This is a genomic window from Salegentibacter sp. UBA1130 (assembly GCF_002311535.1).
Classification (GTDB): Bacteria; Bacteroidota; Bacteroidia; order Flavobacteriales; family Flavobacteriaceae; genus Salegentibacter; species Salegentibacter agarivorans.
Genome location: NZ_DCAP01000038.1, coordinates 371,895 through 385,182, shown reverse-complemented (window position 1 = coordinate 385,182; position 13,288 = coordinate 371,895). Strand labels below are relative to the sequence as shown.

The following is a 13,288-nucleotide window of genomic DNA, read 5'->3' as shown; positions in this document are numbered from 1 at the left end:
ATTTTTCTTCGGCAGAAATATCAGGAGGTTTTAGGCTTTAATTTTAATCTCATTTCCCGGTTTAAAAAATAGGCAGTAACCAGCGTTGAAAGTAAATCGGCTATAGGAAAGGAGATCCACACCCCTATTTCACCAAAATAATTAGGTAAAATTAAAATTAACGGAATAAAAAAGAAACCCTGCCTGGACAAAGTAAGCAACAATGCCGGTACGGCTTTACCCACGGCTTGAAAATAAGCAGCACCAATAAGCTGAATTGCAACAATAGGAGTCGCTGCAAAAACCCAACGCATCGCAGCGGGAGTTTCAGCAATTATCGTTGGATTTTTAGTGAAAATGCGAACAATTTCTTCAGAAAAAAACATTATCCCCCCAAATACCAGCAAACCCAAACCACAAGCATATAAGATAGCAGTATTTATACTTTTGCGAACCCTTTGATATTTTTCAGCACCATAATTAAATCCGGCAATTGGCAAAAATCCCTGCGTAACCCCCAATACCGGAAAGAGCGCAAACATGAGCATTCGGGCTATAATTGCATAAATCGCCACAGCATCTTCCCCGCCCAGGTCGAACAAAATATTATTCATAAGCAGGTAGATTACACTTACTACCGCCTGCCGGGATAAGGTAACAAAGCCAAGGGAACCAATTTCTCTAAGAATGCGTTTATTAAGACCAAAATCTGGTAAACTAATTTTAAGTTCAGAATTTTTGGAAAGGAAAAACCAAAAAACATAGCCAAAACAAAAAAGATAAGAAGCCGTGGTAGCCCAGGCCGCACCCCACATACCTAGCTCCATTTGATTTATAAAAATATAATCTAGAACTAAGTTTGCCACAGAGGGAATTATCATGGCAATCATGGCGAATTTTGGTTTCCCTTCGGCCCGAATTACCGTATTGCCCATCATACAAAGCGCCAGGAAAGGCACTCCATAAAGTACAATGGTATAGTAAACTTTTGCCGGTTCAAAAATATCGCCTTTTCCGCCAAAAGCAGGAATAAGCGAATCCACAAAAAGAAGACCTATAATTACTAACCCAATAGTAAGAATTAGCGTAAGACTTATCTGGTTTCCAAAAGTTTTAAGTGCCTTTTTACGATCATCGGCACCCAGCGCTCTTGATATTATGGAAGAACCACCAATGCCTATGGCCATTCCCAGCGCGGCGATAAAAAACGAAACCGGAAGCACTACATTTATCGCTGCAATAGCGGTAGAACCAATCCAGTTTCCTACAAAAATGGTATCGATTAAAATATTGAGCGACATAACCAGAATTCCTACCGAAGCCGGTGCCGCTTGCTGTACAAGTAATTTACCTATTGGTTTTTCTCCGAGGTTTCGAGAATTCACCGAGGCCATTACGCTTCAACAGGCTTTTGATGCGCCCACTCATCTACCCAACGAGAAAGTACATTTACCCAATCGCCCCTATCGTTAAGACAGGGAACTACTGTAAATTCTTCCCCGCCAACTTCGTGAAAAATTTCTTCGCCCTCCATCGCTATTTCTTCTAAAGTTTCCAAACAATCTGAAACAAAAGCCGGTGTTACAATGGCCAGTTTTTTCATTCCCTGTTTTCCGAATCGTTCTATAGTTCTATCGGTATAAGGTTGTAACCAAGGGTCGAAACCTAAACGCGACTGAAAGGAAACGCTATATGAATTCTCTTTTAATTCTAAATATTCAGCTACAAGCCTTGTAGTTTCAAAACACTGGTGACGATAGCAAAATTGATGCGCTGCTGAAGGCGTTTGGCAACAACTTCCATCAATTTTACAGTGGGATTTAGTAACATCACTTTTCCTAATATGTCGCTCTGGCACCCCGTGATAAGAAAACAATAAATGCTGAAAATCTTTCCCTTTTAATTTCTCTGAAATACTTTCAGCTAAAACCCGAATATAGTCTGAGTGATTATAAAAAGGCGGCATTGTGGTGAATTGCATTTCCGGAAAATGTTCTTTCCTAAGCTCTTCGGCTAAAACTAAAATAGTTTCGGTAGTAGCCATGGCGAATTGAGGATATAATGGAAAAAGCAAAACTTCGTCTACTCCTTTATCATACAATTCCTGAAGCCCCGATTTTATACTTGGTTCTCCATAACGCATTGCCAAAGCAATTGGCACAGAGGTGTTTTTATCCATTTTGTACTGAAGGCGTTCTGATAAAACAATTAGGGGTGAACCCTCGTCCCACCAAATTTTTTGGTAAGCTTCCGCCGATTTTTTGGGTCTTGTATTTAGTACAATTCCCCTTACCAAAAGTACCCTGGCCCAATAGGGAACGTCAATTACACGTTCGTCCATTAAAAATTCGTCCAGGTATTCCTTTACATCTTTCGGGTCGGTGCTTTTTGGAGAGCCCAAATTTACCAATAGTACGCCTTTACTCATATTTTTCTTTTTCAACTTCAAAAATAGGTTTATTAAAAGTGTAATTAAGTATTACATTATTACACTTTTTTATGCCTTAATAGAGGATTTAGTTTTTTGTTTTGTCTAACGCAAATAAAATACTCTGTAGAATATGTTCCTGAAATAACGGCTCAATATAAGACTGAATGGTATGTCCCAACCCAGTATAAATTGAAACTCCGCCGTGGCCCGTTTCCCTAAACCAGGCAATGGGATGTTCTTCACCGTTAGTACCACCCTGGTACGAATTCTCATCAAGATACAAAAGTACCTGCATTTTAGGGTTTAGGTTTCTGTAATTATACCATTCGTCAGTTCTGGTCCATACTTTTGGCAGGTGAGAAACCGCGGGATGTTTAGGCATATTTAATTTTATATCAGCTTGTTGAACTTCTGGATGCCCATCAAAAAAGCCACCAACCAGTTCTACAAACCAGGGCCAATCCCCTTCGGTATCTGCAGCAGCATGAATTCCGAAGAAATTACCGCCATTTTCTATATAATTTTTGAAGCCTTCCTGTTCCTTTTCATCAAAAACATTTCCGGTAGTATTCAAAAAAATCACTAAATCATATTTTTTAAGATCTTCGCTATGAAAATTATCGGCATCTTTAGTAGAGGTCACTTCAAAATCATGGTCTTCGCCGAGGTCTTCAATAAAAGTTCTCCCGGTGGGAATGGAATTATGCCAGAAACCTTCGGTTTTATAAAATAAAAGCACTTCTTTTTTATCTTTTTCATCTTCATCTTTTGTTCCTTGGGCATTTCCTGAAAGGAAACCGAAAAAGATGAGCATATAAACGGCGACAAATTTTTTAAACATAGAGCTAAGAATTTGAAGTTAAAGACATAATATACTTCTTGGGCGTAGTGCCAAATTTTTTCTTAAAAGCAGCAATAAAATGACTTGCGGTACTGTAGCCCACTTTTAAACCAACTTCGTTCACGTTAAAATCGCCACTATCTAAAAGTTTCCGGGCATATTCCATTTTATAATCGAAAAGAAAACTGTACACCGAATCGCCATAAATTTGCTTAAAACCTTCTTTAAGTTTTTTAAGACTCAGGCCAATTTCATCTGATAATTCCTGAAGCGAAGGCGGCTCGGCCATCCTGGAAATTACAATATCTTTAGCTTTTCTAATTTTTATAATATTTTCTTCGTCACTAAGAAAAGGACATTGTTCTACATTAGGGTCTTCTGTTCTGTTAAAATATAGACTCAACAATTCATAAGCTTTTCCTTTAAAATAGAGATTTTTAATACTTGGTGTAAGATTAAAATTCATTACCTGGTTGAGTACAATGGCCATAGATGGAGAAATGGGTGCATCTTTATAATACTTTTTATCTTTATTATCGGCACTTAAAAAAGTGATATAACCGGCTTCCTGTGAAAAGAGAGAATGGAACTTTTTAATAGAAATTACCAGCGAAATTAACCAGGAATTTGGTTCCAATACCAAATTTAGGGGCAGATCTTGCTGCGGATTGTACAAAAGCAAAGAGCTTTCTCCATTAAGCGGAAGTTCATATTTATTATTGTTGAACAAAAACTTGCTGGCGCCTTTTAAATTAAAATGAAACTGGATAAAGCTACTATCTATATTCCTAATAATTTTCTGATTCTCAGTGGTTTCATTTTGAAACTTTAAAAGATAAAAACCATCTTCAATTTTCAGCTCTTCAATAAATCCTACAGCGTTATTTTTATCTTCTAAGATCATTTTTTTGAATTTAAGTCTATTTAGAATAATTCTAAACTGTTTGCTCTAAACCGACTATCACTACTGCAAAAGTAAGTATTTACTATATTTTAAAGTTATAAAAAACCTAAAATAACTGAAAGCGATACAAAAAGTACTTTGAGCGTTACTTTTTGGTTTAGGATTAGTTTAATTTTGTCCCGAATACCCTAAATAGGTTCATGGAAGATTATCATATTGCAAGCGGAAAACATTTTTACACCATAGGTCTTAGCTACAAGAAGGCCGATGCAGAGATAAGAGGACATTTTAGTTTAAATGAAGAAGCTAAACAAGGCTTGCTTAAACAAGCTAAAGAGGAAGGTATTGATGCCATTCTTGTAACCTCTACCTGTAACCGCACCGAAATCTACGGTTTTGCACAACACCCTTTTCAACTTATTAAATTACTTTGCGAGCATACCCACGGCACGGTAGAAGAATTTGAAAAAGTGGCTTATGTACATAAAAATAAACAGGCAATCTCTCATATGTTTAGGGTGGGTACCGGTTTAGATAGTCAGATTCTTGGCGATTTTGAAATTATTAGTCAGTTAAAAGTTGCTTTTGCTCGTTCCAAGAAACACGGCCTGGTAAATGCTTTTTTAGAACGACTGGTAAATGCCGTAATTCAAGCCAGTAAACGTATTAAAAATGAAACCGAAATTTCTACAGGGGCCACATCAGTGTCTTTTGCTTCGGTTCAATACATATTAGATAACGTTCCAAACGTTTCAGATAAGAATATTTTGCTTTTTGGGACAGGTAAAATTGGAAGAAATACCTGTGAAAATCTTATAAAGCACACACAGAACGAACATATTACCCTTATTAATCGCACCAAGGACAAAGCGGAAAAAATTGCGGGTAAATTCAACCTTATTGTAAAAGATTACGCCGATTTACAGGCAGAAATTAGAAATACCGATATTTTAATTGTCGCCACAGGGGCACAAAACCCTACTATTTCTAAAGAATTAATATATTCCAACAAAAATTTGTTGGTTTTAGACCTTTCTATACCTAAGAATGTTTCAGAAGATGTAGCGCATTTGCTTAACGTAAAATTGGTGCACCTGGATCAGCTTTCAAAAATTACCGATCAGAATTTAGAACGTAGAAAACAGTTTATTCCGGAAGCCGAAGCCATTATTAAAGAGGTAGAAACCGATTTTAATAAATGGCTGGAAACCCGAAAATTTGCACCTACCATAAAAGCTTTAAAGAAAAAGCTTAGAAGTATGAAAGATGCCGAACTTGATTTTCAGCGTAGAAAAATTTCAGATTTCAACGATGAGCAGGCAGAGATTGTGAGCGACAGGATTATTCAAAAAATTATGAAACACTTTGCCAATCATTTAAAAGGAGATTCCACAACTACCGATGAAAGCCTGGAATTGATCCAGAAAGTATTTCAGCTTGAAGAACAGGTAAAATGAGCAAAGTAATTCGTATTGGCACCAGGGACAGCGAACTCGCGCTTTGGCAGGCAAAAACTGTGCAAAACGCACTGGAAAAAGCCGGTCATAAAACCGAGCTAGTTCCCGTTAAATCTACCGGAGACCTAAATTTAGATCAGCCGCTTTACGAAATGGGCATAACCGGGATTTTTACCAAAACCCTGGATGTAGCCATGATTAAAGGTAAAATTGATATTGCGGTACATTCTATGAAAGATGTACCCACAGCACTACCTAAGGGTATTGTTGAAGCTGCGGTTTTAAAACGTGCCAACACCAAAGATATTCTTATTCATAAAGGCCTGGATTTCCTGGAAAGCGATGGTACAATCGCTACTGGAAGTTTACGCCGTAAAGCCCAGTGGCTCAACCAATATCCTACTCATAAAGTGGTAGATTTACGTGGAAACGTAAACACCAGAATGAAAAAATTAGACGATAATAACTGGAACGGAGCTATTTTCGCTGCCGCCGGATTGGAACGTATCGCATTAAAGCCAGAAAATTTTTTAGATCTCAACTGGATGATTCCCGCACCCGCACAGGGCGCAATGCTCGTAGTAGCGATGGAGGAAGATGAATTTACCCGTAAAGCACTTGCATTATTAAACCATAAAGAATCTGAAATTACCGTACATATTGAACGTGAATTTTTAAAGGTTCTGGAAGGTGGTTGTACCGCACCAATTGGAGCTTTAGCTACGGTAGACAAAGATCTTGTTTATTTTAAAGGTGCACTTTTTAGTTTAGACGGAAAAGAAAAGATAGGCGTTGAAAAAACAGTTGCTATAAATGAAATTGAGAATTTTGGAAGGCGATGTGCAGAAGAAATTCTTAGCAATGGTGGTGCAAAATTGATGCAGGAAATTAAGACTGAAATTAATACCGAAGGCTAATTTTCAGCTAAAAAACTTATGAATGAAGAGCATTCTCTCTACCAAAAAACTGAGCACTTCCCAGAAACAATTATTTCTAAATTCTGGCTTAAGTTTGGTGGAATATAATGCGATTAATACTGAAACTACCAATTTTAAACTTCCTTCAGAAAATATAAAAAATGCCATTTTTACCAGTAAAAATTCGGTAAATGCGGTTTCAGGAAAGGTTCAGGTTAAAAATTGCTTCTGCGTAGGAGAAAAAACCGCAGATTTAGCCAATGAAAGCGGATTTCATATTCAGGAAATTGCAGATTACGGGAAAGATTTAGCTGAAATAATTATTCAAAAATATTCTGAAGAAAACTTTAATTTTTTCTGTGGAAATAAAAGAAGAGATGATATTCCGGAAATCCTTAAAAAGAATCGAATAGATTTTAAGGAAATTGAAGTCTATAAAACTACATTAAGCCCCAGGGCATTTTCCCAGGAATTTGATGGGATTTTATTTTTTAGCCCCAGTGCAGTGCAGAGTTTTACAGCCAAAAATCAGTTGAACGACACTACCGCTTTTTGCATAGGAAACACCACCGCTGCAGAAGCCAGGAAACATACAAACAATATAATAACCGCTACCAAACCTTCTATTGAAAATGTGATTGTACAGGTGGTGAAATATTTTAAAAAATGATAAAAAACGATCTATTTCTAAAAGCTTTAAAAGGAGAAACGGTAGAACGTCCACCGGTTTGGATGATGCGCCAGGCAGGCCGTTACCTTCCCGATTTTATGAAGCTTAAAGAAAAATACGACTTTTTCACACGCTGTAGAACCCCGGAATTAGCAACAGAAATCACTGTGATGCCTATTCATCAAATAGGGACTGATGCCGCAATCCTATTTAGCGACATTTTGGTGATTCCGCAGGCGATGAATATCGAGGTAGAAATGAAACCCGGTATTGGTCCCTGGCTACCAAACCCAATTCGCACTTCTAAAGATGTAGAGAGCGTAATAGTTCCCGATATCGATGAAACGCTGGGTTACGTGATGGATGCCATTAAAATGACCAAACAGGAATTAAATAATGAAGTTCCGCTAATTGGTTTTGCCGGTTCCCCTTGGACAATTCTATGCTATGCCGTGCAAGGGCAAGGTTCAAAAAACTTTGATAAAGCGAAGAAATTCTGTTTTACTAATCCAGTGGCTGCGCACCAATTATTACAAAAAATCACCGATACAACTATCGCTTACCTTAAAGCAAAAGTTGCAGCCGGAGTTGATGCGGTTCAAATTTTTGATTCCTGGGGCGGAATGTTAAGCCCTGTAGATTACCAGGAATTTTCCTGGAAATATATTCAGCAGATCATAGATGCTTTAAAAGAGGAAATCCCGGTAATTGCATTTGGAAAAGGATGCTGGTTTGCCCTTCACGAGATGGCAAATTCAGGAGCTTCAGCTTTGGGTGTAGACTGGACGCTTAGCGCCAGGAATGCCCGTTATTTAAGTGGCGGTAAAATCACATTGCAGGGTAACTTTGATCCTTCAAGATTATATTCACCACCTGCAGAGATCAAAAGAATGGTGACCCAAATGATCAATGAATTTGGTAAGGATAGCTATATCGTAAACCTGGGACACGGTATTTTACCCGATATTCCGGTTGAAAACGCAAAAGCTTTTGTAGATGCGGTAAAAGAATATAAAGCTAATTAGTGGCAGTCTGGGCGCGGATTAAAAATATGAATTTTAAAGAGCTATTCGCAGTCTCTAAAGTTTTTATAAGTAAACCGCGCTATATTTTACCAACCTACCGGGCAACTATTGAAACCATAAAAATATGTGACGATCTTTATAAAAAGCAACATCATAAAAATGGAAAAGAAAATGCCTTTAGACACGCCCTGTGGAATTATTTAATTTGCCAGAAATGTTTTAAAATTTCAGGATCGGTTGAAGCTGCCAGAATTTGGAGCGATCATTTTACAGGTTTACACGAAAAACTTTCTCCAAATCAAAAACTGGCTAAAGCAATGGATTTACACAACAACCGGTTTGGGCAGGCTTTATTTAGAGGAAATGAACTTCCAACTGAGGAGATTACTCTTCTGTTTCAGGAAAAAATGAAAGTGGCAATTAAGGTTTCCAAAGTAGAAGAAATAGGAAAAACGAAAGATAAACTGGTTTATATTGAAGATTGAAAATGAGAGCGGAATTTTATAAATATATTGAAGATTTACAGGATCGCATTTGTGAACAACTGGAAGAAATAGATGGTTCCGCCAAATTTCAACAAGACCTTTGGGAACGAGAAGAAGGTGGTGGCGGCAGAACCCGGGTTATAGAAAACGGTGCTGTTTTTGAAAAAGGCGGCGTAAATATTTCAGCAGTACACGGGCCTTTAGCGCCGGCAATGCAAAAATATTTTAAAGTTGGCGATGTAGACTTTTTTGCCTGCGGACTCAGTTTGGTGATTCATCCAAAAAACCCAATGGTACCCACAGTGCACGCTAATTGGCGCTATTTTGAAATGTATGATAAAGAAGGAAATGTTTTAGACCAGTGGTTTGGCGGCGGGCAGGACCTTACGCCTTATTATCTTTTTGAAGAAGATGCCGAACATTTTCATAAGGTTTCAAAAGAAGCCTGTGATAAACACTCCCCGGAATTTTACCCGGAATACAAGAAAAAATGTGATGAGTACTTCTGGAATTCCCACCGAAACGAAGCCCGAGGAATTGGAGGATTGTTCTTTGATTATTTAAAAGCTTCCGAAGAAAAAAGTATTGAAGACTGGTATAGTTTTGTAACCGAAGTTGGGGATAGTTTCCTGGAAGCTTATGTCCCAATTGTTGAAAAACGTAAAAAGTTATCATATTCTGAAGCAAATCGGAATTGGCAGGAAATAAGGCGTGGCCGGTATGTGGAATTCAATTTAGTACACGATAAAGGCACGCTTTTCGGTTTAAAAACCAATGGAAGGATAGAAAGTATTTTAATGAGTTTGCCTCCCCATGTACAGTGGGTTTACGACCATCATCCTGAACCCGGCAGCGAAGAAGAGAAAATATTAAAAGTTTTGGAAAAACCGAAATCCTGGGTTTAACTGAAAACTGATTTACTGAGAACCGAAAACTGACATTATGTATCCACTAAGAAGAAATAGAAGGTTAAGAACCAGCGAAGCGATGAGAAGCTTAGTTAGGGAAACCGCAATAACTCCAAACGATTTTATCGCGCCACTTTTTGTGGTTGAAGGAAAAAACAAGAAGGAAGAAATCGCTTCTATGCCTAATTATTTTAGGTTTAGTCTTGACTTGCTGGAAAAGGAAGTTAAAGAGCTCAGGAGTTTAGGAATAAAATCGGTTTTGCTTTTTGTAAAAGTTCCTGATAATTTAAAAGACAATGCCGGAACGGAAGCTTTAAATGCTGACGGACTAATGCAACGTGCTATTAAAACAGTAAAAAATGTAGTTCCCGAAATGCTGGTTATGACCGATGTTGCGCTAGATCCATATTCTGCTTATGGACACGATGGCGTGATTGTCGATGGAAAAGTGATCAATGACGATACTACCGCTATTTTAGCTGAAATGGGACTTTCTCACGCTAAAGCAGGCGCCGATATTCTTGCTCCAAGTGATATGATGGACGGCCGAATTTTTGAAATGCGCAGTCTATTGGAAGATGAAGGTTTTCACGAAACCGGAATTATGAGTTATAGCGCGAAATACGCTTCAGCGTTTTATGGGCCTTTCCGGGATGCTTTGGATTCTGCACCTGTTGATGCCGAAAATATTCCGAAGGATAAAAAAACCTACCAGATGGATCCTGCAAATCGCGAAGAAGCGGTTAAAGAAACCCTTATGGATATTGAGGAAGGCGCAGATATTGTGATGGTAAAACCGGGCTTGTGCTATTTAGATATTGTTCGTGATATTAGAAATGCTGTGGATGTTCCCGTGGCGGTGTACCAGGTTAGCGGCGAATATGCGATGATTAAAGCTGCAGCCGAAAAAGGCTGGTTAGACCACGATGCTGTAGTTCTAGAACAATTAACTGCCATAAAACGAGCCGGTGCTTCTGTGATTGCCAGCTATTTTGCTAAAGATGCGGTAAAATTGATTTCCTAATTTTATAACTAAAATTTAGCGATAACCAATTAGGTTTTTATATACATTTACAGGGTGAAAAACCAGAAAAATTTAAAAACTTTATATGCGCTGTTTGCCATATTTTTTATGTCCTTTTCAGGACAGGGCTTCGCTTTTTCTGGTTTTCCTGCTCATAATCTTGATTCCCGAAATTATGATTACCTGCAGGCTGACCAAAATCAGCAGGCAGTAATATTTTCTGAAATAATTTTTTCTGAACATATTACTTCAGAAGAAAATTTTCCCGGCTTTGCGGGTTACTTAGTTTCTGCATATTCTTCAAAGGAAGAATTCCTAATCCCGATTGGAAAAACTTCAATTTTTAGCTTTTTAGATCGGCGGCAATTAATACTTCAACATATTTATCCCTTCCATTTTTTCTGGTGAAATAGAGTTTTTATTGAAAAAACTATAAGCTTTAAAAAGCACAACAATAATTTCACCTTAAAAATTTAAAAAAATGGATACCGCATCTACGCTAATAGGCCTTGGGCTTTTAGCTGTGTTTGTGCTGCCAATATTATTCTTAATCTGGCAACAAAACACCAAAGAAAAAAACAGGCTTAAAAACCTTAAAGAATTAAGTATAAAAAACAATTTAAACACCGATACGATAGAAATTTCGGCTACTTTACTTTTGGGATTAGACAGCAAGGCTAAAAAATTACTGGTTATAGAGCCTACCAACAATATGCAACACCAGGTATTGGACCTTAGTTATATAAAAAATGCTAAGGTAAGTTCACACCCATTTCCAGATAAACCCGAGCTAATAAAAAGGATTAGCCTGGACCTTTCTGAAAACAGAAATAATAAAAAACTTACCGAAATTATTTTTTATGATGAAGATGATAACTCTAGTAATAATGCTTCAGAAAGGCTGGTTATAGCGCAAAAATGGAACCGAATAATTAGCGAAAAACTTTCTGCTTAAATCCCATTACATTCTATTTTAACTGCCCCATCCCTAACCGGTGGGGTTATTTTTTAGGTTTTACCATTTCTTTGCGACGGATTGTTAGAATTATCTTTAAATTAGTATTTCAAACAACTAAAAACCAATATGGGATTACTCATTTTATACGCTACTCTTTCCATTTTCTTTTCTTTTATGTGTTCTATTTTGGAAGCAGCTTTATTGAGTGTAACTCCTTCCTACATCAAAATAAAAAACAAGGAGGGGAAAGCATACGCCACAACACTTGCAAACTTTAAACAGGATATAGACAAACCGCTAATAGCCATTTTAACCGTAAATACCATTGCGCATACAGTTGGAGCTATTTTAGTAGGTGTTCAGGCCGAAAAAATTTACGGAGATGGAGGGAATGCTGTGGGAATTGTTTCGGCGATTATGACGCTGGCTATTTTAGTTCTTTCCGAAATTATTCCAAAGACCATAGGTGCCACCTACTGGCAGGCCCTGGGAAATTTTACTGCAAAAACCCTTAAAATAATGATTTTCCCGCTGAAGTATACCGGTATACTTTGGCTTATGATGCTTACTACTAAATTAATAGGAAAATCGGCCCACGTTTCTTCTATGAACAGAGAAGAATTCGCAGCAATTACAGATGCTGCCGAAGAAGAAGGCGTTTTTGATGAAAGTGAAACCACGGTTATAAAAAACCTTCTCGTGTTTAGATCGGTTAAAGCAAAAGATGTAATGACGCCTTATTCCGTTGCCATTATTGAAGATGAAGATACCAGTATTGAAGAATTTCACCGAACCCATAAAAACCTTAAATTCTCCCGAATTCCCGTTTATAAGAATAAAACTAATAATGTTACCGGTTTTATTTTGAAAGATGATGTGTTGGAGGAAATGATAGACGACAAAGGCCCTGAACCGCTAAGCAAGCTAAAAAGGGAAATTTTTATGAGTTCTGAAGACACTCCAATTCCAGAGCTTTTTGAGAATTTTGTTAAGAAAAGAGGGCATATTTCCATGATTGTAGACGAATACGGAAATACCGTAGGTTTAGTAACTATGGAAGACATAATAGAAACCTTGCTGGGCCTTGAAATTATGGACGAGAGCGACAGTATTGAAGATATGCAGATGTTGGCCCGCCAGAACTGGGAAAAACGCGCAAAACGCCTTGGGTTAATTCAAAGAAAAGATAATGAAGAAAATGAGGAGTCACCAAAACCAGATATTTCTGAAAACACCCCTCGGGACAGCCAAAATTAGGGGCGACGAAGCCGGGATTTCGGCAATTCAGATTTTGGATGAAGAAATACCGTCTTCAAAAGAAATCCCCGATTTTCTTCAGTCGGCTGCAGAACAATTAAATAAATATTTTAAAGGAAATTTAGAGGAATTCAATTTAAGACTTAACCCTAAGGGTACCGATTTTCAGCAAAAAGTATGGAAAGCTTTAAGTGAAATTCCGTTTGGAAAAACCTGCAGTTACCTGGAACTTTCCCGAAAATTAGGTGATGAAAAAGCCATACGGGCAGTTGCGTCGGCAAACGGGAAAAATCCGCTTTGGGTGGTAATTCCATGTCATCGTGTAATTGGCAGTAATGGATCTTTAACCGGTTACGCCGGCGGCTTACATAGAAAACAATGGCTTTTAAACCACAAAAATAATACTTCGCAAATCTCAATGTTCTAAACTTT

Annotated in this window: 15 protein-coding genes; 11 read left to right on the top strand and 4 right to left on the bottom strand. The window is 37.7% G+C overall.

Annotated elements, in window-relative coordinates; genetic code table 11:
* Positions 1–20: 20 nt before the first annotated feature.
* From B4F31_RS16660 to B4F31_RS16645, 4 genes are all read right to left on the bottom strand, one after another.
* Entirely contained in the window at positions 21–1,373 is a 1,353-nt protein-coding gene (locus B4F31_RS16660) for an MATE family efflux transporter (RefSeq protein WP_075325508.1), read from the bottom strand.
* Positions 1,373–2,407, bottom strand: a complete 1,035-nt coding sequence (gene hemH, locus B4F31_RS16655; protein WP_075325507.1) for a ferrochelatase — start codon at positions 2,405–2,407, stop codon at positions 1,373–1,375. The genes B4F31_RS16660 and hemH overlap by 1 nt, the downstream gene beginning before the upstream one ends.
* A gap of 88 nt (positions 2,408–2,495) precedes the next feature.
* The gene (locus tag B4F31_RS16650) at positions 2,496–3,251 is read right to left on the bottom strand and encodes a ThuA domain-containing protein (protein ID WP_075325506.1); all 756 of its coding nucleotides are present in this window, start codon (positions 3,249–3,251) and stop codon (positions 2,496–2,498) included.
* Between the two features lie 4 nt (positions 3,252–3,255).
* Positions 3,256–4,155 (bottom strand): AraC family transcriptional regulator, encoded by a 900-nt coding sequence (locus tag B4F31_RS16645; protein WP_075325505.1) that lies wholly within the window; start codon positions 4,153–4,155, stop codon positions 3,256–3,258.
* Positions 4,156–4,355: 200 nt separating this feature from the next.
* Here B4F31_RS16645 and hemA point away from each other — a divergent pair, with 200 nt between their 5' ends.
* The 11 genes from hemA (at position 4,356) to B4F31_RS16590 (ending at position 13,283) form a co-directional block, all read left to right on the top strand.
* Positions 4,356–5,612, top strand: coding sequence for a glutamyl-tRNA reductase (gene hemA / locus B4F31_RS16640; protein ID WP_075325504.1), 1,257 nt, complete (start codon positions 4,356–4,358; stop codon positions 5,610–5,612).
* Entirely contained in the window at positions 5,609–6,529 is a 921-nt protein-coding gene (hemC, locus tag B4F31_RS16635) for a hydroxymethylbilane synthase (protein ID WP_075325503.1), read from the top strand. Before hemA ends, hemC begins: the two co-directional genes overlap by 4 nt.
* Before the next feature lie 22 nt (positions 6,530–6,551).
* The gene (locus B4F31_RS16630; RefSeq protein ID WP_286761781.1) at positions 6,552–7,199 is read left to right on the top strand and encodes a uroporphyrinogen-III synthase; all 648 of its coding nucleotides are present in this window, start codon (positions 6,552–6,554) and stop codon (positions 7,197–7,199) included.
* The gene (gene hemE / locus B4F31_RS16625; protein WP_286761780.1) at positions 7,196–8,224 is read left to right on the top strand and encodes a uroporphyrinogen decarboxylase; all 1,029 of its coding nucleotides are present in this window, start codon (positions 7,196–7,198) and stop codon (positions 8,222–8,224) included. The genes B4F31_RS16630 and hemE overlap by 4 nt, the downstream gene beginning before the upstream one ends.
* A 26-nt stretch (positions 8,225–8,250) precedes the next feature.
* Entirely contained in the window at positions 8,251–8,709 is a 459-nt protein-coding gene (locus B4F31_RS16620) for a DUF6973 domain-containing protein (RefSeq protein ID WP_143083640.1), read from the top strand.
* 2 nt (positions 8,710–8,711) lie between these two features.
* A complete protein-coding gene (hemF, locus tag B4F31_RS16615) occupies positions 8,712–9,614 on the top strand; it encodes an oxygen-dependent coproporphyrinogen oxidase (protein WP_075325499.1) in 903 nt (300 codons plus the stop codon).
* Between the two features lie 37 nt (positions 9,615–9,651).
* Positions 9,652–10,641, top strand: a complete 990-nt coding sequence (gene hemB / locus B4F31_RS16610) for a porphobilinogen synthase (RefSeq protein ID WP_093304512.1) — start codon at positions 9,652–9,654, stop codon at positions 10,639–10,641.
* 54 nt (positions 10,642–10,695) lie between these two features.
* Positions 10,696–11,049 (top strand): hypothetical protein, encoded by a 354-nt coding sequence (locus B4F31_RS16605; RefSeq protein WP_075325497.1) that lies wholly within the window; start codon positions 10,696–10,698, stop codon positions 11,047–11,049.
* A 73-nt stretch (positions 11,050–11,122) separates the two neighbouring features.
* Entirely contained in the window at positions 11,123–11,596 is a 474-nt protein-coding gene (locus B4F31_RS16600; RefSeq protein ID WP_093304514.1) for a hypothetical protein, read from the top strand.
* A gap of 129 nt (positions 11,597–11,725) precedes the next feature.
* A complete protein-coding gene (locus tag B4F31_RS16595) occupies positions 11,726–12,856 on the top strand; it encodes a CNNM domain-containing protein (protein ID WP_075325495.1) in 1,131 nt (376 codons plus the stop codon).
* Positions 12,798–13,283 (top strand): methylated-DNA--[protein]-cysteine S-methyltransferase, encoded by a 486-nt coding sequence (locus B4F31_RS16590; RefSeq protein WP_286761779.1) that lies wholly within the window; start codon positions 12,798–12,800, stop codon positions 13,281–13,283. The genes B4F31_RS16595 and B4F31_RS16590 overlap by 59 nt, the downstream gene beginning before the upstream one ends.
* The last annotated feature ends 5 nt before the right edge of the window (positions 13,284–13,288 follow it).

Coding starts and splice junctions, on each gene's coding strand:
- B4F31_RS16660 (WP_075325508.1), bottom strand. CDS start 1,373: ATGGCCTCGGTGAATTCTCGAAACCTCGGAGAAAAACCAATAGGTAAA.
- hemH (WP_075325507.1), bottom strand. CDS start 2,407: ATGAGTAAAGGCGTACTATTGGTAAATTTGGGCTCTCCAAAAAGCACC.
- B4F31_RS16650 (WP_075325506.1), bottom strand. CDS start 3,251: ATGTTTAAAAAATTTGTCGCCGTTTATATGCTCATCTTTTTCGGTTTC.
- B4F31_RS16645 (WP_075325505.1), bottom strand. CDS start 4,155: ATGATCTTAGAAGATAAAAATAACGCTGTAGGATTTATTGAAGAGCTG.
- hemA (WP_075325504.1), top strand. CDS start 4,356: ATGGAAGATTATCATATTGCAAGCGGAAAACATTTTTACACCATAGGT.
- hemC (WP_075325503.1), top strand. CDS start 5,609: ATGAGCAAAGTAATTCGTATTGGCACCAGGGACAGCGAACTCGCGCTT.
- B4F31_RS16630 (WP_286761781.1), top strand. CDS start 6,552: ATGAAGAGCATTCTCTCTACCAAAAAACTGAGCACTTCCCAGAAACAA.
- hemE (WP_286761780.1), top strand. CDS start 7,196: ATGATAAAAAACGATCTATTTCTAAAAGCTTTAAAAGGAGAAACGGTA.
- B4F31_RS16620 (WP_143083640.1), top strand. CDS start 8,251: ATGAATTTTAAAGAGCTATTCGCAGTCTCTAAAGTTTTTATAAGTAAA.
- hemF (WP_075325499.1), top strand. CDS start 8,712: ATGAGAGCGGAATTTTATAAATATATTGAAGATTTACAGGATCGCATT.
- hemB (WP_093304512.1), top strand. CDS start 9,652: ATGTATCCACTAAGAAGAAATAGAAGGTTAAGAACCAGCGAAGCGATG.
- B4F31_RS16600 (WP_093304514.1), top strand. CDS start 11,123: ATGGATACCGCATCTACGCTAATAGGCCTTGGGCTTTTAGCTGTGTTT.
- B4F31_RS16595 (WP_075325495.1), top strand. CDS start 11,726: ATGGGATTACTCATTTTATACGCTACTCTTTCCATTTTCTTTTCTTTT.
- B4F31_RS16590 (WP_286761779.1), top strand. CDS start 12,798: ATGAGGAGTCACCAAAACCAGATATTTCTGAAAACACCCCTCGGGACA.